Genomic DNA, 19,179 nt, shown 5'->3' on the forward strand with positions numbered 1-19,179 from the left:
ATTGCCTAATATTCCATACTGATTCCTTTTTTACGCCCACTCTTCATAATGCTATGGAATACTACAATGCCCAGAAGCAGATAGACAATGGTGTTGAACACCAATAATCCGATATCCAAAACTGTAACGTCTAATTTTAAAATAATCCGGCGTGAAATATCGATTCCCTGGGACAAAGGAAGCAGATAATATGCCGCGCCCCGTTCCCCCACTCCTTCCGCAACACCAGAAAAGAAGAGAAGCAAATAGCTGAATATAGTGGTGAAGGATGCAGTTTTTGTGAAAACCAATGTCAGCGCCGAAAGAAGATACGAGATTCCGATAAGCCCCAGCATCGTGATGATAAACACTGGAATAATCAATAAGGAAAAAGACATCGGAACAGAAAGAATCATATGCAGCGCCAGCATCACCACTGCGATTTCTGCGGATTGAAACAAAAGCCAGCAAGCAGACCTGTAAAACAAAATACTCGAAAGGCTCGACGGCTTTATTAACAGTTGTTCAAAGGTTCCGCTCTGTTTCTCCGTAGAAATCGAAACAGAAGACTCTCCAATGATTCCATTGGCATAAAACCAATACACAAATCCAATGTAATAAGCAGAATCCGGTATCACATCGGAATTGGTAAAAAGCTTGAAAAACCCGGAGAACATGATAAATAAGACCACAAGGTTCACAATATGGTCCGGATAATAGCATTTTACTTCTAAATAATATTTTCTCAATTCAGCAGCAAACTGCCGTCTGATATTACGCATGATGGCTCCTCCAAAAATGAATCAGTACTTCTTCCAACGTTGGAGTTTCCGGGACAATGGATATAATCCTCAGGTGGTTCTCCACACATACCTGCATCAGCCGGGCTTGAGCGGCCTCATCCAAATTGGGGATTCTGATATGGAGCTGTCCTTTCTTCTCCTCTATCTCCACATTTTCCGCAGAAACAACAGAAGCAAGGACGTCCATGCTCCCGTCAGAAGCGGCTAAGAGATACTCTGTCCTCTGCTGGCTCTTTTGTGAATTGATCAAGGAATCAACACTTCCCTGATAGGTGGATTTTCCGTTTTCCAGAATAAACAGCTTGTCCGTAAGCCGTTCCAGCACGTCAATCTGGTGGGTTGTAAGAAAAACTGTGGTGCCGGAATCAGCCATTTGGCGGATTTCAGAGACAAGGCTGGCTTTTATCGTTACATCCAGCCCCAGGGTGGGTTCATCCAGAAAAAGTATCTTGGGCGAATGTATCAGCGCCGCCATAATAGCGACTTTTTGCTGCATTCCTCTGGAACAATACCCTACTTTTTTATCCTCGTGTCCTTTCAGTTCCATAACTGTTAACAGTTCTTCCGTCCTTGCCCGAATCGCCCTGTCAGCCATTCCCATCAAACGTCCATAATAGAGTAAATTCTCTCGTGCCGACATAAACCAGTACAAATTGCGGTTGCCTTCCAAAACTGCCCCAATCTCATTGAAGTAACTATTTCCTATATTTTTAATATTCGTCCCATTGTAATAGATTTCTCCGGAGGTGGGATTCAAAATTTTCAGCATCAGTTTTAAAAATGTACTTTTTCCAGCGCCGTTCGGTCCCAAAATCCCGTATATCCCTGGTTCTCGTATCTCTAAACTTAGATTGGAAAGCGCAGTATGCGCGCCAAATGATTTTGTCAAATTCTTTATGTCAAAAATCATCTTATGTACCTCCAAACGCTTTGTAAACGTGCTTCTATTTTTCATTCAGATATTTTCTTGTATAAGGACAGATCTCTATACACCTCCCACAAAGCTCTTCACATTTTCCAAACCCTTTCTCCGAACGTAATCTTGCCGTTGGCCGGTACTTCCGTTAAATCACCAACGCCAGCTAAATCTGCGCCTTCTGCCCGGAGCAATTCTTTTAATTCTCTTGTTAATTCAGTTTCCTTCTCCATTTTTCCTCCGTAAAGTGCCGTCTCCGTATTCATACCTTAATGGACGAAGTCCACCCGCCCCGTAAGGGGCATGTATTACGGTGTGCCCTTGGGTATACTTTATTTCTCACTTTTTATAATGAGAAATAAACTCAATTAAAATAATTCTTTATGGATGCTATTTTCTTTATAAATATATTACCATGTCTCCTGTATTCTCTCAATCTAATTTTCTCCATTTTACTGTGACACAATGAAAAAACCTGTAAATATTAATATTTACAGGTTTTCTCAAACTCCCCGAGTTGGGCTCGAACCAACAACCCCACGGTTAACAGCCGCGTGCTCTGCCATTGACACGGTCGCACACCGAAAAATTAAACTGATGCTATCGTTCCATTTCACATTTGCTTACTTGCTTAGACATTCGTTTTATAGAGTAATCCAAGATACGTTCCTTCCTTGCCATCAACATTGTTCTATAAAACTCTTTCTGCAAATCACTGATAAATGGCGTTTTTTCAATTATATTAAAAATCTCCTTCATATCTATCCGTGATAAAATTCGTAACAATGCTCTATTACACTCCTCATTGTCCAACGCAGAAATAAATTCGTAGTAATTAATTTTCTTTCCATTGTTCTGAATAGCGGATAACGGGGTATTAAAAATACGATGATGAATTTCCCGTTTATCTGCAAGAATCTTCATAATCATTTTCTCATCTGCTTGTGGATACAGGCAGCTGCCACAATCAAAAACTGGCGCCAGTGTTAATGTGTCTGATTGTACATGATACAAAAAACCCCAATTACCATTATGCCTGTCCCAATTGCCAATAAAAGCATCTACAATAAACATATCCCAAAATCGTTCTCTTATTTTCTCTGGATCCATTGCTGTCTGTTCATCAAATACAGAAAGGATATCTGCAAGTTCTGTGCCATATCCATTTCGCTCTGAATCAATAATCTGATTTTTTAAAGACGCGAAATCCTGTAGTTCAAGTCCAACAGAAGTAAAATCTTTACATGCGACAACAATTTTCTTCACACCCTTTTTCGTCTTATATGTTCCAAGAATCGTTTCCTGCACAGGGACTCCTGCTTTTTCAAATATTTTACATCCTAAATACTCCGAAATGCAGCTGTTGCTATAACTCATATCCTGATTTTTCACTGCATGTGGTGGAAATTTAAGCATATACTGTTCCCCATGATATACAACCGATATTTTGCTTCCATTTGCCCCTGCGTATGATTTATTCCTTTTGGGTAATTCTGTAAAATCTATCATATCCAAACATCATATTCCTTTCTTTTTATCATTCAATAAATTCTGGTTTTTCCATGCGCAGATATTTTTTCCGTAAATACCATGCCTGTTCACTGTTTATTACTCCATTTACTTCGGTTGTGTTGATATCGCTTTGTAGATTACAGAAATCACAGTCCCATTGCAGATACTCTTCACCTGCATCTAGTTTCTTCCATGCCTTTTTCATCTGTTCTATAGATTCCTGTAAAAAACATGGTAATCCACACTCTAAATATCCATGATCAATAGGCAGGCCGCTTTTCTCATCATATTCAGTTATTAGCAAAGCCAATTCATCACCCTCTTAATTTTTATTCTTTCCTGCTTTCACTCATTTAATTATTCATATATTATAATCTATTCTCATCCTATCTTCAATTATTTGATGCAAAAAAGAAAACCTGCATAAATTTGATACAAGGTTTCCGCAAATTTTTTTGGTTAACAATCTATTGCCTTCCAAATTTTTTCTCTCTTATCTTTGGACAGACAAAACCCGCAAACTCATCCAAAAGCCCCATTAAAATCTCATAGCGTTCATGAGACTGTTTTGTGCGAAACGGACGCTGTCCGCCTGATAGCAAAAGCCGCGAGGGCGCTATACCAGACAATACGCAAAAAGAAAAAGGCATCTGATGGTATTCAATACCGCCAAGTGCCTTTATCATACTAGAAGTATGTCTGTCAGGATGTTTGAGCCTATATTATTTCACGCAGAACTTTCAAAGCCCTTGTGTGAAGCAGCTTTACATAGCTGTATGAAATATCCATTATTTCTGCGATACTTTTTAATGTTTTCCCGCTATAATAGTGGAGGATAATGATATCGCATTCCCGCTGGGGGAGTTGCCCGAGAGCGTCTGCAAGGCTTTTGAGCATTTCCTCGTTAAGCATTTCCTCATCAATGTTTCCCTTAAAGCAAAGTTCCTCCGGAAGCCCGTAAACAGATTTCGCCGTCCGATAATAGTCAATAACGGCATTCTGTGTTATCCTATAGATCCATGTTGACAGGGAAGCCTTTGTCTCATTAAATCCTGAAAGCCCTTTAAAAATCTTGACGAACACGTCCGAAGTCAAATCCTCCGCATCCTGTTCGTTCGGTATTTTCCCATATATATCGCGTCACCTTATCCTTAAACTCAGCATAAATCTGCTCAAATTCGGTGTTTTTGTACAGTTCAGTCATCGGAATTATCCTCCCGGCTTTCAAACGGCAATCCTTTCGCGTAACGGACGCCCTTTCTGTAATACGCGTACGGCACCAGCCGCCATGAGCGCAGGGCGATGTCTGGATTTAATATGTACCGGCTCATCTCAATTCACTCCTTATCATTATTTGCGGAAACTGCCGCAAAATACGGATATTACCTAGAGATCCCCCCACTGACCGCAGTATGGGCAAATCAAATTTGGAGGATACGTGTGGTTTTCGACGGCGTTAAGGTCACCTCCGCAGAATTTACAACGATTAGGACCGCATCCGCCTCCTGCTACATTGTCAAGCTCATCATCCGATAACTCGCCCGTCTTGTGAAGCTTTTTAAAATAATACTCTGCCTCCTTCTCGTCCACCGGATAACCATTTTCCCTTCCGAGAGCCATAAGCTCTTCGACAGAGTTTACCTGTTTTGCCTTTGCAATAAGTTCTTCGTCAATTTTTGTCTGTTTTGTCTTTGCAGTAAGGTCTTTTTTTTCCATAGCGCTTTCCTCCTAATATTAAGTTACCTTTACATTTTGTTACAGATTACAGTATAAAAACTGATAATCATAGACGTGATTTACGCCCTTATTCTTTTATACGAATCAAAACCGCCGAGAGCCAATAAATTTCCAAAAAATTTTCATGCCCTCAATTCTGCGGTATCGTCAACCCTTTGTCTGGCCACTAGTTCTGCGAAAAAAACCTCCCCTTTGTATCAACTTTTCATATGTCCCGTCTTCGATAATCTTTCCCTTATCAAGCACCAGGATCCTGTCGCACTGTTTGATGGTAGAGAGCCTGTGCGCGATAACAATCCTCGTGCATTTCAGACTGTCCAGCGATTCCGAGACCGTTTTCTGCGTGAGATTATCAAGGGCTGAAGTCGCCTCGTCAAACATCAGTACTTTCGGTTTCGGTGCGATAGCACGGGCAATCATCAGCCGCTGCCGCTGCCCGCCCGAAATTCCGCCGCTGCCCTCGGAAATCATTGTGTGCATCCCCATCGGCATACGGCGAATATCCTCTGCAATGCCTGACAATTCAGCGGCATGCCAAGCCTCATCCATAGTAAGCCACGGTGCAGATATGATAATATTCGAGAAAATATCTCCCGTAAACAGCTTGCCATTTTGCATTACCACGCCGATATTGCGCCTGAAAGACTTTAAGTCCACCGCCGCAATATCCTTGCCATCAACGTAGACGGCGCCCTTCTGCGGCGACTCAAAGCCCAGCATAAGCCGCAAAAGCGTGGACTTCCCGCACCCGGTTGCGCCCACGATTGCCACATACTGACCCGGACGGATTTTCAGCGACAGATCGTCAATCACAAGGGGCATATTTTCGTTGTAACGGAAGGAAACGTTATTCAGCTCGATGCTGCCCAAAAGCCGCGTAATCATCTGCTTTCCCTCGGAAATCTCCGGAACTTCCTTCAAAATCGGCTCTATCATATCCATAACCGGCTTAATCTGCGCCACAGTCAACGCGATTCCCGCAAGCGAGATAAATGCCCCGGAAACCATTCCGTAAGCGGTATTGAATGCATAGTAGTCCGCTACGGACACGCCTGACGATACTGCAAACCAATACATCATAAGCGTTCCTGCAAGCGAGATGGCGCTTGAAATAACGCTGTTTATTTTCAGGAACATCGGAGGGTTGTAGGTAAGCCGCGCTTCTTCGGCATAAAGATTTCCCCACCGTGCGAACGCACGCATTTCCGCTCCCGAAAGCTTAATCTTCTGCACACCCGATATCAGTGCATAGGACATTCCACTCTCTTTTGAAGACAGCTCCATCTTTTTTTTGCTGACCTTCATCTGTACCAATGCCGATATCACTGTAAACGCCACTGTAGCAAGCATAATGAAAAGCGACGGTATTACCAGCGCGGGCGCGTACACAAAAATCTGCGATATGTATACAAGTGAAAATACAGACGTAAGCCCTGTTGTCAGCGCTACAGACACCAGCATCTCGCACAGCGAATTGCCGCACTGCGCCCGCGCAGATAATTCTCCTGAACTGTAATTCTTGAAAAAACCTGCGGGCAGCGACATTAAGCGGGACATGACTGCAGCCTGAACCGAAATACTCATTTTGGTGTTTATCCGCGCTATAATCAGCGACTTTACGCCGTTTATCAGCAGGGAACTGAGTGTCACGCAAATCATAAACTCCGTAATCGCAAGCAAAATCTGTGTGCTGCCGTCCTCGATAACACGTGAAAACAGCAGGTTATTAAGCTTCGGCGATAACATTCCGATCAACGTCACCGCCAGCGCTGACGCACCTGTCATCACAAAATCAGCGGGGGACAGCGTTACCAGAATATACCGCATCAAATCCGAAATTCCAAGCTCTTTCAGCGGCAGCGGCTTGTAAAAAGCTATCGCTTCTTCCTCGAAAAGCTCCTGGTTTTTGCCGTTTATTTTCACATGTTTTCCTGTTTCCATATCCCTGTAACGATAACCTGAAAATCCCGCGGGGATAAGCGCCACAACCATCCCATCACTTTTACGGATTCCCAGCATTGCTCCGATTGCATCTTTGTACCAGCCTTTTGAGAGCGTTACCGTGCGGCGCATGATTCCATGGGGGCGAAGCAAGTATTCAAGCTGTTCATTTCTGTCCGTGATATTGTCGGGAATTTCTTTCGTATTTATTGCCGCTTCGTAACAACGCCATGCTTTATATCTGCTGCCGTCTTTTCGGTTTTTAAATCTGGCGACATAGCTTGCGCCACATCTGCCGCACTTAATTTTGCCTGAAAACGGATAACAGTTGCTGTGTTTCGTTTTGCCCTCCTGTGAAAGCGATTTTTCATCCAAAATGCGGTTTGCCTTATCGAAAAGCTCACGGGAGATAATCGGCTCATGATGGTCTTTGATAATCACAAATTCCTCTTGCCCGAGGTTTACAAGGTTTTTCAAGCTCCCCGAGTTGGGCTCGAACCAACAACCCCGCGGTTAACAGCCGCGTGCTCTACCATTGATACGGTTTCATACCGGAAAATTTGCTTCTGACAAAAATATAAATTTATTTATTTTTTTTAAAACTTCTACAATAACTTCTTGAAAAAGAATTAATGCATAATACAAATCACCTTATCTAACGTCCCCATCCCCGCATAATATTCCAGATAATTTTTTTCAGAAATACACTCTGCTTTTAAAAAACTATCTAATTTACTATCACTTTGTTGTACTCTTCTGTCTTTAATATCAATATTTCTATTCATTTGTTTTGCCATGCCCTCATTTATCCAATCATGTATCGTAATCTCTTGCAAATATAAGGTTATTCGTTTTATTATAATTACATAATCTCCCAATATCCATATCGTCTTCCTCCCTTACGTGCAATCATTCCTCTTTCACGAAGATTTTTTATTTCACGTTCAACTGTCCTTTTAGGAACATTTAGGATATCCGATATCTCAACGACTGTAATTGTTTTATCAGACGATATTATCGCAATAATCCTATCCGCCAATCCGCCATCTAATCCGCCATTTTGGCGTTTTGGTATCTTAGAATCAGATAAGGCAACACTTTCAAGAGCCGAAAATTTCACTGTCAAATCATCGCCCAACAAAATATACTCGGGTATTGGTGTACCCAACTCTTCGCATGCCTCACATATTTTTTGAATTCCACGCCCCCATGCCTCAATATATCCAGCACGATAAAACGTTCCCGCCAAATCAGGATTATAAGGTCTGGAATTATGAGTTCTCATCAAGTTTTCCGTTGTCCAATCACTTGGAAATACGCATGCATTACTAATATACATGCTTTTATCATCAATCCGAATCTGAATCGGAATTCCATCTTCCCATTTACAATGAATCAACGCATTATAGACAGCCTCACGAATTGCTTCTCTTGCAAAAGGATATGTTTCTACTCTAAGATCTTTCTCATAGGTTATTGTTGCTTTCAAATATTTCAGATAAATCAAGTCAACAACCCTATCTGCAATCAATATCAGTGAACACTCAATGACATCCTGATACTGAAGGTCTGATCCAACTCCAAATTTCCCAATTTTTACATAACATCCGGTAAACAAACGATGTGGGTTTCTGTAAAATAATAACACAGCAGCTCTTTTTAGTTTTCCATCTGTTGTAAGTCCCAGCTTCTCAAGAAGTTCCTCATTACTACATTCCACATCTCTCTTTGTCATACGTTCAGTACGAACGGCTTCTTTGCGGAAATATCAAAGCTCTCTATATCCAAATCAGAAACAGTCACATTATCCACAGGCACTGCATCCCAACGATACCCTGTTTTACGAACAAGAAATTCCGTCAGCGCTGAACCACGAAGCTGCTGTTTCGTGCTGCCGCTCCGATAGTGATACTCACCACGATAACTAACAGGATACGTACTCGGTTTTATAATGATTTCAATATAACTCAGCCCATCCTTTTCCAATAGATTTACATCTACAATAATACCCATTGTATCCCTGATTTTATTGGGAAGTTCCTCAAGAAGCTTCTTACTATTAGGAATTCCCACAACCTTGCCATCATCGCCCATGCCAATATAGATGCAGCCTCCTCTGGCATTTGCAAAACCACATATCCATTTTAAATACTCATCTCTCCATGACTCTTTATATTCAATGTTTTGACTTTCTGCCACTGTTTTCCTCCAAAAGCTTAGTATTGCAAAATAATAATTATCAAAAATCCATGTTAGTTACATATTTTTTTAATTTAATATAACATATTACATAAAGCTCGTAAACAAACCACTTCAACTTTTGTACCTAAAAACCTGACAGTAAAAATATATTTTATCGAATATTCACAATTCAATAAGCATAAATTATCATCAGACATTTAGAATAAGAAAAATAGCGCGATCCCGTTTTGATTTTAATTTTTTTACCCACTCTTTTATTCAATTTCTTTAAAATCACTTTTCTAATGCTCTATATCATAAAATTCGCCAAGCTGCCTACATGCTTTATTTCATTACGGTTACCATGTTTATTCGTGCCCTTTTCTTTGCATATTCTAATCAGAATATACAAAAACCTGCAAACATTGCGTCTCCAATTTTTTTCGTTAATCTATTTACTTAGCTCCCCGAGTTGGGCTCGAACCAACAACCCCACGGTTAACAGCCGTGTGCTCTACCAACGGGTGCGCTCGCACACCGAAGGGCATTTTTCCATAATTTCTTTCTTCTAATAGTTTACTATACATCCGGTAATAAGCCTATCCATCCTTTTACAACATCCACAGTATAACCTACACCTTTCGCTATGGTTTCTATATCAACTCCTAAATTGTAAAAGTTTCTTGCTGATTCCTGTGCTTTTTTTAGTTCTCCTATACGACGTTCCTCCATCCTAATTTCCTTAATCGCTTCACACACGTCAATCTTTTCCTCTCTTTCTTCATATTTTAATCCAGTATTTGTGATTACTTCAATCACATCTACTGCTCTGCGTTCCATTTCCCTAAACCGCTTTTCATGATCTTTGAGTACCCTATTTAAATTCTCTGGATTTTTGGAGTATTTAATAAACAAAAGCACTTCCCGAAGGCTAGACTGAAACTTCATGAGCTCTTCATCCGGCATCTGCGCCGGTGCAATCAACCTTAAATGATAGTTGTCCATACATGCCAGTATTCTCGGGTCCTTCACCTCGATCATATCAAATAAGCTCATCGGCCCCGTCCACTCATCCGGTCCAAAGTAAATTGTTACGGTCACTGAAGGAATTAACCTGTCATCCTCCCAAAAACCACTCAGGAATTCATCGGAAGTCAGGCTTTTCTTCCCTTCATTAGAAATTTCTTCTCCCTGCCCCAGTTTTCTCTCTTTTTCTTTCTTCAACTCCTTACGATGGGAAATGTATCAGCTTCTTGTTTCTCATGTTCCAATCTCTCCCATTCTTTCCGCAACTGTTTCAGTGCAACATTTCTCCGACTGTTTATTGTACTTCTGCAACACCCGTACAATCTGCCGATTGCTTCATCACGATAGCCAATGAAGTAATAAAGCAACAGAACTTCCCGCCTTAATTGCGGCAATCTTGACAATGCTGTTGCTAACCGTTCATCATCAACGATAACTTCCTTTCCCAACACAAGAAATACAGTCGGCTTGTCCTGCTTTTCAAAATAGTTGTCCATAGCAGACGGTTCAAAAAATCGTTCTGACATCAGATAGTCGAGGGATATTTCCCGTTCTTCTTTCCGCTTCAAATCCCGCCATGCGTTAATGGCTTCATGGCGCAGGACAATCTTACAGAACGCATGAAACGCATATTCGATATGCTCCATGAATTGTTCAGAATATCTCATTTTCTCTCACCCCCTTTCTTCCCAGTAGGGGGCTATTACAGCAAACGCCCATACAGCATGAAGCAATACAGGCATTGGGGTAATACGAGTTATTAAGACATACTAAATGATATGTGTGTTCATACTCATAGGCAGAAAATCCCATTCCATAAGACAGGATTTTTTTGATAATTCACCATAGCCAAAACTACTCATGAAATAAAAAACAGACATTGCAGTACCTCACAATACCGCCATATCTATGAAAACTTTCGTGCCACATAAGAACGGCGGCTTTGATTGTTATTTCAAAACCGCCGTTCAGCCACTCATATTCTGTTTTGGCGCATGATGATTTTGCCGCCACACAACGGTTTTTTTATTAACCGCCGGACGGCATGAAAATCTTCTTTTTATGCGTAGTGATACTTTTCCCTGTTCTTATAAAGAAAAACCAATGCTACAGCCATAGTGATTAGCTCTGCTATCGGTACCGCAAGCCATACCCCTGTTACGCCCCAAATATTCGGCAATGTAAGCAACAGCACTGTAATCAGTCCGAAAGTCCGTAGGAACGACAATACTGCTGACAGCTTTCCGTTTGATAATGCTGTAAATGTGGCAGAGGGAAAAATGTTCAGCCCGCAAAACAAAAAGCTAAAGGGAAAAATTAAAAATCCGTTTCGTGCAATTTCATAAACAGGCGTTCTATTTTCTGCAAAAATACCAACCAACGGCGAACCAAAAATTAAAGCTACTGCAAAAACAGTGACCGAAACAAAGACAATGAACCGCATACAAATAGAAAATACATTCTTTAACTGTTTTTCGTCCTGCTTCCCATAGTTATAGCTGATAACAGGGGCTACTCCCATAGAAAATCCTATGTAAAGGGCACTCAATAAAAACTGTGTATAGATAATGATTGTGATTGCCGCAACTCCATTTTCTCCAAGCAGTTTCATCATAATGCGGTTAAAAAGGAATGTTGTAACCGCTGTTGCCGCCTGACTTATCATTTCCGAAAAACCATTCGTACAGCTTTCAGCCAATACGGAAAAATCTATGACTGGCTTCCTAAAATGCAGACTGCCTCTCTTTGTGGAAAAGAACCACAATCCAATCACCGCCGGTATCATATAGCCAATTCCCGTACCAAACGCCGCCCCCTTAATACCCATGTGAAGCGGCACCATAAAAATATAGTCCAGTAAGATATTAGCGATTCCTGCGCTTACGCCAAGCACCATACCCATTCCGGGGCGTCCCGCTGTTACGATTAGATTTTGAAAAAGCACTTGCAGGATACTTGCGGGCGTGAATAATAACAGAATGAAAAGGTATTCTTTACAATATGGAAATAGAATACTGCTTGCTCCAAGTCCCCATACAATCCTGTCGATAAAAACCGTTCCCAACACTGCAATCAACACACCTAACAAAATGCCCGCTGAAATAATCAGCGTAAAATCCTGTGCCGCCCTTGTATGTTCTCCTGCTCCCATTTTGCGGGCTACTATCGCGCTTCCTCCTGTTGCAAGCATAGTTCCAAGACCGACAATCAGATTGATAACAGGGCAGACAATATTCAATGCCGAAAGTGCGTTTGTATCTACAAATCGTGCAACAAAAATTGTGTCAACGACTGTATACAGCCCCATGAATATCATCATCAAAATTGTGGGAAATGCAAATTTCAGCAACGATTTTATTGTAAAGTTCTGTGATAGTGGATTTAGGTCACTCATTGTCCCCGCCCTCCGATTTTTCTCTGTGAAGTATAAACCGCTGTGTCGGATAGCCAAACTCAATTAGCAGTTCCGCTTCGGCAAAGCCAAGACTTCCCCATATCTCCCGATAGCCTGTGTCTGCCTTGTCACCCTCCCGAAAAGTCGTCACGCTGATTTGTGCAGAACGTGCAAGTTCATACAATGCCTTTTCACAAAATGCTTTTGCTATCCCTCTTTTCCGGTACTGTGGGTGTACCCCAAAGAAATCAATGCTCCCCGTCACCTCGTTAAATGCCATAATCCCGATTGCCGTATCAGCGTCTTTCAAAATCAATGCACGCTTATTTTTGATATACTCTTGTAACTGTGCAAGGTACTGTTTCTCGTCCAAGTGAGGGAAACCGTCAATGACAAGGTGAACCAGTTCTATCCATTTGGGTATATCTTCCTGTGTTGCAAAGACGATTTTATCCTGCCATTCTTTTTCCTCTAAATTTGTAGGATTTTCATTCAAGACATATCTTAGCTGCAATGGATAAAATTCTTCTTCCTCCCTGTACCTGTTAGGGGTTTTTTTATACATGGCTTTGAAAATATCCGTAAAAGACTGCTGGCTCTCATATCCGGCAGAAAGCGCAATTTCAAGGATTGGTCTGTCGGAAAGTACAAGCAGTTTTGCGGCTTCGGTCAACTGGCGGCGTTGTACATAATCGTGGATTGTCACCCCTACCGTACCTGTGAACATTCGGTGCAGATGATACTTTGAATAATGTACAGCCCCCGCAACTGTTTCCAAGTCCAGTTTTTCATGCAGGTGGCTTTCGATATAGTTGATTGCCGCCATTACATTTTTGATATTCCCCGGCATTGCAGCTTCCTCCTTTCTCTCCGCATTATAGCAGGATATTTCATTCTGCTTTTCATATATCTTGCGGTTTTAAGGCAAGTATTTACCAGTATACAACAGTCTACCCCGATAAGAAAGATTTTTAGAAATTTTTTCTAATACATTGGCATTTTCCAAACTTCCCCGTATTAAGAAACAAGGAAAACTTTTTGAAGAATTTTTCTCAAATATTTGTCAAAAATGCCCTGTGCGGTGTTGTAGGTAATGAGAGGATTTTCAAGAGGGTTTGGGAAACTTCCCAACAAGCAAAATCTGTCCGGCAAGCCATAGCGCGGACGGGCAGATTTACGGAAAAGGGTACCCTTTTCCTAAGATTGCGTTTTATTAGGAAAACACACTGTCAAAAGGATTTTATGCTTTGGCGGGTCTCAGCCCGCCTCGGCGGTGTCAGTGGAGTTGATTTCAATGTACTCGGCAATCCGGCGGAACTCGTCCGCAAACTTAAAGTGAACGCTGATATTGCCGTTTTCGTAAACCTTGATATGGTCTACCAATTCAATCAGAATTTCGCGGGTCAGCTTCTCGATGTTCTGATATTTTGCAAAAGCTACCAGCGCGGGATGCTGCTGGTCAACACCGTTTGAGAGCTCTTTCCGTTCAGCCGTCAGCCGGGCCAGCAAATCCGAAAGCCCAGCGGCCTGCCGTTCATAATCGGCTTTCATTTCCCGGTACTCCTGCTGGGTGATTTCCCCGTCTTTCCAGTCTTGATACAGCGACTGCTTGTAGCGGGTTATCCTGGTCAATTCCTTTTCCTTTGCGGCTATCTGGTCGTTAAGGCGGTGGGATTGACTTTTTTTCAGCGGGGCCGCATTGATACGGGCTACTATTTCCGAATAGGAAACGGCGGTACTCACTTGATACTGGATAGCGAACAGAACGGCGGCCTCCAGACGATTGTGCTTGATAGAGTGCATGGAGCAGGCTGTCCGGGAGCGTTTCTTGTAAGTGGAGCAGGAATAATAAACATTCTTCCCGCTCTGGCTCCGGGTCACGGCCTTGCCGCAGTCAGCGCACCTCAGAAAGCCGCTGAATAAATGGAGCTCCCGCTTTTTAGGGGCCGTCCTGGTGTCACGTTTCAGAAGTTCCTGCACCCGTTCAAAGGTTTCGTGGGAGATGATTGCCTCGTGGGTATCGGGGACGCGCACCCATTCATCCTCCGGCACAGCCTCAATCTGGTGTACTTTGTAGCTTTTCACCCGGCGGCGGCCTTGTACTAAATCCCCGGTGTAAATAGGATTTCTGAGAATATCCGTTATAATCTTGTTCCCCCACATGGGAGCGTCCGATATAGCCGGGGAGTAGGGCAGGCCCTTTAGCTTTCTGTATGCCGTGGGGCTGGGTATGCCGTGGTCATTCAGATACATCACAATTTGAAGTTTGGCCGTACCTTGCAGGCACATCTCGTATATCTTTTTGACGGTTTCAGCGGCCTCCGGGTCAACGATTAGCTGGTGCTTGTCTTTGGGGTCTTTTATGTAGCCGTAGGGAGCAAAAGAGCCTATGTACTGGCCGTTGCGCCGCTTGTAATCGAAAACCTGCCGGATTTTCTTTGAGGTCTGATAACAATACTGGTCGTTCATCACGTTTGTTATCGGAACGATAATGCTGTTCACGCTATCCGGGTTTAGGTAGCTGTCTACGCCCTCGGCCAAGCTGATAAAGCGGACGCCCATCTGCACAAAAAGGTTGTCAATCAGACTGCCAGCATCGCTGTAATTCCGGGCAAAACGGGAAAGGTCTTTCACCACAACGCAGTTGATTTTCCCGCTCATCACATCCCCTAAAAGCCGCTGGAAACTTTCGCGCTCCGTATCGGTTCCCGTGTGGCCGTCATCAACGTACTCGGTGTAGCTTTCAAATTCTTCCGCATGATTAAAATGAAAATCGTTGAGGATGTCGCGCTGGTTTTTCACGCTGTTGCTATCGTCAAGGCCACGGTTGATTTTCTGTAAATCCTCTCGGGAAAGCCGGATGTAGCCGCCCATTTTCCAAAGCCGGGCTGTATAGGTAGGGGCCAAAGTCTGCTGATACCCTCTGTTTTTTGTTCGTGCCATTGTTCCTCCTTCCCTATCACATTACACTTATATTATAACTCTGCCCGGGGCAATCAACAAGGATGTCGATGCCTCGGGACATTTTGTCTCGAAGTGGGAGCAGGCCGCAACAGCAGTCACAGCCCGCTCTTTTGCCGGATAAGAAAGGCCGCCAGCGTCTCCTGGAGGGAGGGGCCGCCCTCGGCAAACTCGATTTTCACGCCCACGCCGCCCACGCTAAAGCAGTAGGGATTGACGGCCCGCTTCACGAACCGGGCCAGCCGCTCCTCCCGGGGGAGGGTGCGGTCAAAGGCCATACCGCTCACGTCAGCCAGCGCATCCGCGCTCACCGCGCCGATGTCCACGTTTTTCATTTGTTCCAGCTCTTGTGCGGTCAGTTTCACGGCAAAACCTCCTTTTGCGTTTTTGGTTGGTGGGGAAACGCGAAAAGGCAGCACTCCGAAAAGTGCCGCCCTTTAGCCTGTCCTCACCTTGGGACAATTTGTCTCGAACTTGTTTGAAATGGGGAGCGCCGGGCCCGTATGTTTGGCCCGTCAAAAGACAGCGAGTAGCGGCCCGGCGTTCCCTTGTTTTGTGCGGCGGCCTCAAGTGGCAAGCAGCCAGCTTGTCCCTCGCGGATCGTGGCCGTGGGGCTGGCAAGCTCCCCACTCGCGGCGGTGGTGTTGGTCGCTCGTCCTCCCGTGGGAGAAGTCACCGCGTACCCGCCGCCCGGCTCCCCGCGTTCACTCGGGGCCGCCCGCTATTCAGTTGTGGAGAAGAAAAAACTTCCTCTCATATACCGAGACATTTTTGGATGGTTTTCGGACTGGTTCAGCGGGAATTTTTCAAAAACTTTTTCATGTTCTCCAGCCCGCGCTCCACGGCCCGCCGCACCGCGCTTTCGTCAACGCCCTCGGCCAGCGCAACCTCGGAAAAGCTCTTGCCGAGGATGATGCAGGCATCCACCCGGCGGCCCTGGGCCGGGGGCAGGCTGTTTAGCGCGTTCCACAGACGGCAGAACCGCTCCTTGAGCTCCAGCACCTCGTCCGGGGTGAGCTCGCGCAGGCAGGCGGAATACTCGATGCCGTCATCGCAGTCCAGCGAATACTGCGCCTTGTGGCGGGAGAGCCGCCGCTGGTAGGCCGCCTCATACCGGACGCTGGCCCGGAGCGCCTCGGCCACATCGTCAGAAACTTCAATATATTCATCTTGGGTGTACCAGTAGTAAAAATCGCGCAAGTTGATTATAGTCATTATATGTACCTCCATATCGTTTTTTGTGGTCGGGTTGCAGGAAACGATATGGAGGGCGGCGGGGAGCGGCACCCTGGGGAGCTGCTCCGTACCTCGGGACACTTTGTCTCGAAGTGCAGATAACAAAAAGCGCCTGCGCGACACAAAGCCACGCAAGCGCATGAAATGACAAATTCATTTATGTACTGCCAAATTTCGCATCCACCGCCGGACTGATCCTGCTGGGCGGGTGGGCTTTTTTTGACAGGTTAGGGTGGAAAAGAGAACAGGACACGGCGATACCTCCTGGTAACCGCCGTCGCTATGATAAGAAACGGCGGTTCGTTATGAACCGCCGTTGAAATGAATTTGAGCGCACAAAACCAACTGTCTCAATGGCGGTTTTTTTTATTTACCGCCGCCGGACAGTTGCATTCGCCTAATAAAATTGACTTAGGTTGTACTTGTCCGCTTTTTGAAAGCAATAGTTCCAGAGATGCCAGCGGCAACACTGGCCACCACATGACTGACCAGAACCGCAACCCAAATTCCATTTAGTCCAAAGCCAAGATAGGAAAGTAAGTAGGCCAGGGGCATCCGAACCACAATGTAATAAAAAATCATCAGGAACATACTCTTTGAAGGTTTTCCCATACCGTTAAGGGCACCAAGATAGCAGTTTGTAACCGTATTCAGAATGTACCCGACACTGACAATCAGAAAATAAGTTCCGACAATAGCCGCCACAGCATCGCTCTTGACGAATAGGCCGGAAAGCTGTTTTGAAAACCCGACCACCAAAACAGAAAGAATTACAAGCAGACCACAGCCGTACCCCAATGCACACTTCAAATAATCTTTGGCCCGGTCATAACGCGCGCCGCCGACACATTGTCCGATAATGGTAGTTAAGACCATGTTCAATGCCATCGCCGGATAAAACAGGATGGTTTCTAGTTTTCCTGTTACCCCATAAGCCGCTATTGCAGTGACGCTATATGTACTAACAAGTGCAGTAAGGAAAGTCGTGCTGATGGCCGGAATACTCTGCTGAATAACCGAGGGAATTGCTTTTTGAATGAGTGGCAATACATCATTTTTATCAAACGCAGAGATTTTGAATGCAAACAATTTCTTCTTTTTCAGATAAATCAACATGAACGCCAGACAGATCACTTGAGAAAGCAAGGTAGCAATCGCCGCACCGTGAAATCCGATGAAGTGGATAAAAATAGGATCGAGGATCGCGTTCAAAATTGTTGACACCAGCATGGCTACGGCTTGAAACATAGAATTGCCAAAGCTCCTCAAAACAGCGGTGAAATAAAGATAGAGGTAGACCGCCAAATATCCGAGGATATAGATCGCCAAGTAGCTGTATGCCATATCATAGGTTTCAGCCGGGGTGTTCAGAGCTTTCAAAATTCCCGGAAGAAAAGCCTCAAGCAGAATAGTTACAAGGAGGGAGAAAACTACTGCCACGCAGAACGATGTGGAAATCAAACTCTCTGTTTTTTCCTTGTTCTTTGCGCCAATCGCCTGAGAGATCAAAATTGATACACCATTAGTTGCCCCCATCGCAACAGAGGTTAAGATCAGAATGATAGGAGTGGAATTTGTCAAGGCGGCATAAGCCGTTTCTCCGAGCAAATTTCCGATCCACAGGCTGTCTACAAGGTTATACATCATATTGAGGAACATGGCGGCAATCATCGGAAGCGCCATCGCCATAAGGCAACGCTTCGTATTCCCGCCTATAAAATCAATTTTTGTTGGCATGATAAAAACTTCCTTTCTTTATTGAATGAATAACATTCATAAATAAGCTATAATGTAGGGCTACCAGAGCGGTAGCCAATTACCATATTAGTGGGAACAATCTCCACGAACGGAAACAATAATTCTTAAATTCTTCTCCAAAGCGTTCATATAATGCTTTTTCTTCCACCTTAATTCTTATTCCATAACAGATCGCCAAAATGAGCAAGACCAATAGCGGAGAAAAAACAGAGCGAAAGCAAAAGGCATTTCCGAGCATACTTAACATTGTTCCGGCATAAGCAGGATTTCTAATATATCGGTAAACGCCAGTTGTGACTAACCGTTGATTGCCGCCCGTTTTGACGGAAAGTGTGAAAGAATATCTTAGGCTCCAGACAGCAACAGCGCGCAGAGTTGTACCTACAAGAATAAAAGCTATACCCACATAGTAAAAAATATGGGGTAAAAGTATTTCTCCGGCTATCTGTATAAACTGTTGGCTTCTGAAATAGGTGCTGAAATAAAAACTCCCCCAACACCCCAGCATTACAATCAGAATTGTTCCATAATCATTGTTTTTCTTGTCCGGCCTTTTCAGCCAACCTTTGAAATTGTAAATCCATATACCAAGCTCTACTAACATCATGTAGCTTATGGCATAAATGAAAGTGTAATACTCATTTATGCTTGTAAAGCGTGATGGGTCATCCATTGTACGCCTCCATTGTTGAATGAAAACTATTCATTGTTTGCTTCTTGAAAATCCCCCGCCC

21 protein-coding genes are annotated in these 19,179 nt (G+C 43.8%); all 21 read right to left on the reverse strand.

The genetic code is table 11. From position 1 onward, the window contains the following. Positions 1-5 precede the first annotated feature (5 nt). A complete protein-coding gene (locus AC6I3O_RS25035; RefSeq protein WP_497853226.1) occupies positions 6-761 on the reverse strand; it encodes an ABC transporter permease in 756 nt (251 codons plus the stop codon). Beyond that, positions 754-1,692, reverse strand: a complete 939-nt coding sequence (locus tag AC6I3O_RS25040) for an ABC transporter ATP-binding protein (RefSeq protein ID WP_497853227.1) — start codon at positions 1,690-1,692, stop codon at positions 754-756. Before AC6I3O_RS25040 ends, AC6I3O_RS25035 begins: the two co-directional genes overlap by 8 nt. Positions 1,693-1,790: 98 nt before the next feature. After that, the gene (locus AC6I3O_RS25045; protein WP_497853228.1) at positions 1,791-1,931 is read right to left on the reverse strand and encodes a hypothetical protein; all 141 of its coding nucleotides are present in this window, start codon (positions 1,929-1,931) and stop codon (positions 1,791-1,793) included. A 367-nt stretch (positions 1,932-2,298) separates the two neighbouring features. Then, complete coding sequence (locus AC6I3O_RS25050) at positions 2,299-3,207, reverse strand: HipA domain-containing protein (RefSeq protein ID WP_497853229.1); 909 nt, start codon at positions 3,205-3,207, stop codon at positions 2,299-2,301. A gap of 28 nt (positions 3,208-3,235) precedes the next feature. After that, positions 3,236-3,520, reverse strand: coding sequence for a hypothetical protein (locus AC6I3O_RS25055; RefSeq protein ID WP_497853230.1), 285 nt, complete (start codon positions 3,518-3,520; stop codon positions 3,236-3,238). 407 nt (positions 3,521-3,927) lie between these two features. Then, positions 3,928-4,344 (reverse strand): RNA polymerase sigma factor, encoded by a 417-nt coding sequence (locus tag AC6I3O_RS25060; RefSeq protein WP_497853595.1) that lies wholly within the window; start codon positions 4,342-4,344, stop codon positions 3,928-3,930. 62 nt (positions 4,345-4,406) lie between these two features. Beyond that, on the reverse strand, positions 4,407-4,541 hold the full coding sequence (locus AC6I3O_RS25065) for a hypothetical protein (protein ID WP_497853231.1): 135 nt from the start codon (positions 4,539-4,541) through the stop codon (positions 4,407-4,409). Positions 4,542-4,596: 55 nt separating this feature from the next. Continuing rightward, positions 4,597-4,926 carry a hypothetical protein gene (locus AC6I3O_RS25070; protein WP_497853232.1) on the reverse strand — a complete coding sequence of 110 codons (330 nt, stop codon included), beginning with the start codon at positions 4,924-4,926 and terminating at the stop codon, positions 4,597-4,599. A 168-nt stretch (positions 4,927-5,094) separates the two neighbouring features. Then, positions 5,095-7,365, reverse strand: coding sequence for an NHLP bacteriocin export ABC transporter permease/ATPase subunit (locus AC6I3O_RS25075; RefSeq protein ID WP_497853233.1), 2,271 nt, complete (start codon positions 7,363-7,365; stop codon positions 5,095-5,097). Between the two features lie 152 nt (positions 7,366-7,517). Then, positions 7,518-7,685 carry a hypothetical protein gene (locus AC6I3O_RS25080; protein WP_497853234.1) on the reverse strand — a complete coding sequence of 56 codons (168 nt, stop codon included), beginning with the start codon at positions 7,683-7,685 and terminating at the stop codon, positions 7,518-7,520. A 65-nt stretch (positions 7,686-7,750) separates the two neighbouring features. After that, complete coding sequence (locus tag AC6I3O_RS25085) at positions 7,751-8,623, reverse strand: ATP-binding protein (RefSeq protein ID WP_497853235.1); 873 nt, start codon at positions 8,621-8,623, stop codon at positions 7,751-7,753. Then, positions 8,620-9,087, reverse strand: coding sequence for an AlbA family DNA-binding domain-containing protein (locus tag AC6I3O_RS25090; RefSeq protein WP_497853236.1), 468 nt, complete (start codon positions 9,085-9,087; stop codon positions 8,620-8,622). Before AC6I3O_RS25090 ends, AC6I3O_RS25085 begins: the two co-directional genes overlap by 4 nt. A 561-nt stretch (positions 9,088-9,648) precedes the next feature. Further along, positions 9,649-10,293, reverse strand: coding sequence for a hypothetical protein (locus tag AC6I3O_RS25095; protein ID WP_497853237.1), 645 nt, complete (start codon positions 10,291-10,293; stop codon positions 9,649-9,651). After that, on the reverse strand, positions 10,290-10,763 hold the full coding sequence (locus AC6I3O_RS25100) for an RNA polymerase sigma factor (protein ID WP_497853238.1): 474 nt from the start codon (positions 10,761-10,763) through the stop codon (positions 10,290-10,292). The genes AC6I3O_RS25095 and AC6I3O_RS25100 overlap by 4 nt, the downstream gene beginning before the upstream one ends. Positions 10,764-11,155: 392 nt before the next feature. Next, on the reverse strand, positions 11,156-12,490 hold the full coding sequence (locus AC6I3O_RS25105; protein ID WP_497853239.1) for an MATE family efflux transporter: 1,335 nt from the start codon (positions 12,488-12,490) through the stop codon (positions 11,156-11,158). Further along, complete coding sequence (locus tag AC6I3O_RS25110) at positions 12,483-13,340, reverse strand: GNAT family N-acetyltransferase (protein ID WP_497853240.1); 858 nt, start codon at positions 13,338-13,340, stop codon at positions 12,483-12,485. The genes AC6I3O_RS25105 and AC6I3O_RS25110 overlap by 8 nt, the downstream gene beginning before the upstream one ends. Before the next feature lie 407 nt (positions 13,341-13,747). After that, positions 13,748-15,433: a recombinase family protein gene (locus AC6I3O_RS25115; protein ID WP_497853241.1), complete on the reverse strand. Its 1,686-nt coding sequence runs from the start codon at positions 15,431-15,433 to the stop codon at positions 13,748-13,750. Between the two features lie 116 nt (positions 15,434-15,549). After that, positions 15,550-15,816 carry a DUF6870 family protein gene (locus AC6I3O_RS25120; RefSeq protein WP_120485209.1) on the reverse strand — a complete coding sequence of 89 codons (267 nt, stop codon included), beginning with the start codon at positions 15,814-15,816 and terminating at the stop codon, positions 15,550-15,552. A 427-nt stretch (positions 15,817-16,243) separates the two neighbouring features. Then, positions 16,244-16,666, reverse strand: a complete 423-nt coding sequence (locus tag AC6I3O_RS25125; RefSeq protein WP_497853242.1) for an RNA polymerase sigma factor — start codon at positions 16,664-16,666, stop codon at positions 16,244-16,246. Positions 16,667-17,098: 432 nt separating this feature from the next. Next, positions 17,099-18,424 carry an MATE family efflux transporter gene (locus AC6I3O_RS25130; RefSeq protein WP_497853243.1) on the reverse strand — a complete coding sequence of 442 codons (1,326 nt, stop codon included), beginning with the start codon at positions 18,422-18,424 and terminating at the stop codon, positions 17,099-17,101. Between the two features lie 79 nt (positions 18,425-18,503). Next, positions 18,504-19,118: a methyltransferase family protein gene (locus AC6I3O_RS25135; protein WP_251208522.1), complete on the reverse strand. Its 615-nt coding sequence runs from the start codon at positions 19,116-19,118 to the stop codon at positions 18,504-18,506. Between the last annotated feature and the right edge of the window lie 61 nt (positions 19,119-19,179).

It is taken from the genome of Sporofaciens sp. St.21A7, from assembly GCF_059728535.1.

What these genes read in the sequence shown, in the direction of transcription:
- AC6I3O_RS25040 (WP_497853227.1), bottom strand. Translation starts at nt 1,692, where the DNA reads ATGATTTTTGACATAAAGAATTTGACAAAATCATTTGGCGCGCATACT.
- AC6I3O_RS25035 (WP_497853226.1), bottom strand. Translation starts at nt 761, where the DNA reads ATGCGTAATATCAGACGGCAGTTTGCTGCTGAATTGAGAAAATATTAT.
- AC6I3O_RS25135 (WP_251208522.1), bottom strand. Translation starts at nt 19,118, where the DNA reads ATGGATGACCCATCACGCTTTACAAGCATAAATGAGTATTACACTTTC.
- AC6I3O_RS25050 (WP_497853229.1), bottom strand. Translation starts at nt 3,207, where the DNA reads ATGATAGATTTTACAGAATTACCCAAAAGGAATAAATCATACGCAGGG.
- AC6I3O_RS25070 (WP_497853232.1), bottom strand. Translation starts at nt 4,926, where the DNA reads ATGGAAAAAAAAGACCTTACTGCAAAGACAAAACAGACAAAAATTGAC.
- AC6I3O_RS25115 (WP_497853241.1), bottom strand. Translation starts at nt 15,433, where the DNA reads ATGGCACGAACAAAAAACAGAGGGTATCAGCAGACTTTGGCCCCTACC.
- AC6I3O_RS25110 (WP_497853240.1), bottom strand. Translation starts at nt 13,340, where the DNA reads ATGCCGGGGAATATCAAAAATGTAATGGCGGCAATCAACTATATCGAA.
- AC6I3O_RS25130 (WP_497853243.1), bottom strand. Translation starts at nt 18,424, where the DNA reads ATGCCAACAAAAATTGATTTTATAGGCGGGAATACGAAGCGTTGCCTT.
- AC6I3O_RS25065 (WP_497853231.1), bottom strand. Translation starts at nt 4,541, where the DNA reads ATGAGCCGGTACATATTAAATCCAGACATCGCCCTGCGCTCATGGCGG.
- AC6I3O_RS25080 (WP_497853234.1), bottom strand. Translation starts at nt 7,685, where the DNA reads ATGGCAAAACAAATGAATAGAAATATTGATATTAAAGACAGAAGAGTA.
- AC6I3O_RS25125 (WP_497853242.1), bottom strand. Translation starts at nt 16,666, where the DNA reads ATGACTATAATCAACTTGCGCGATTTTTACTACTGGTACACCCAAGAT.
- AC6I3O_RS25100 (WP_497853238.1), bottom strand. Translation starts at nt 10,763, where the DNA reads ATGAGATATTCTGAACAATTCATGGAGCATATCGAATATGCGTTTCAT.
- AC6I3O_RS25085 (WP_497853235.1), bottom strand. Translation starts at nt 8,623, where the DNA reads ATGACAAAGAGAGATGTGGAATGTAGTAATGAGGAACTTCTTGAGAAG.
- AC6I3O_RS25105 (WP_497853239.1), bottom strand. Translation starts at nt 12,490, where the DNA reads ATGAGTGACCTAAATCCACTATCACAGAACTTTACAATAAAATCGTTG.
- AC6I3O_RS25045 (WP_497853228.1), bottom strand. Translation starts at nt 1,931, where the DNA reads ATGGAGAAGGAAACTGAATTAACAAGAGAATTAAAAGAATTGCTCCGG.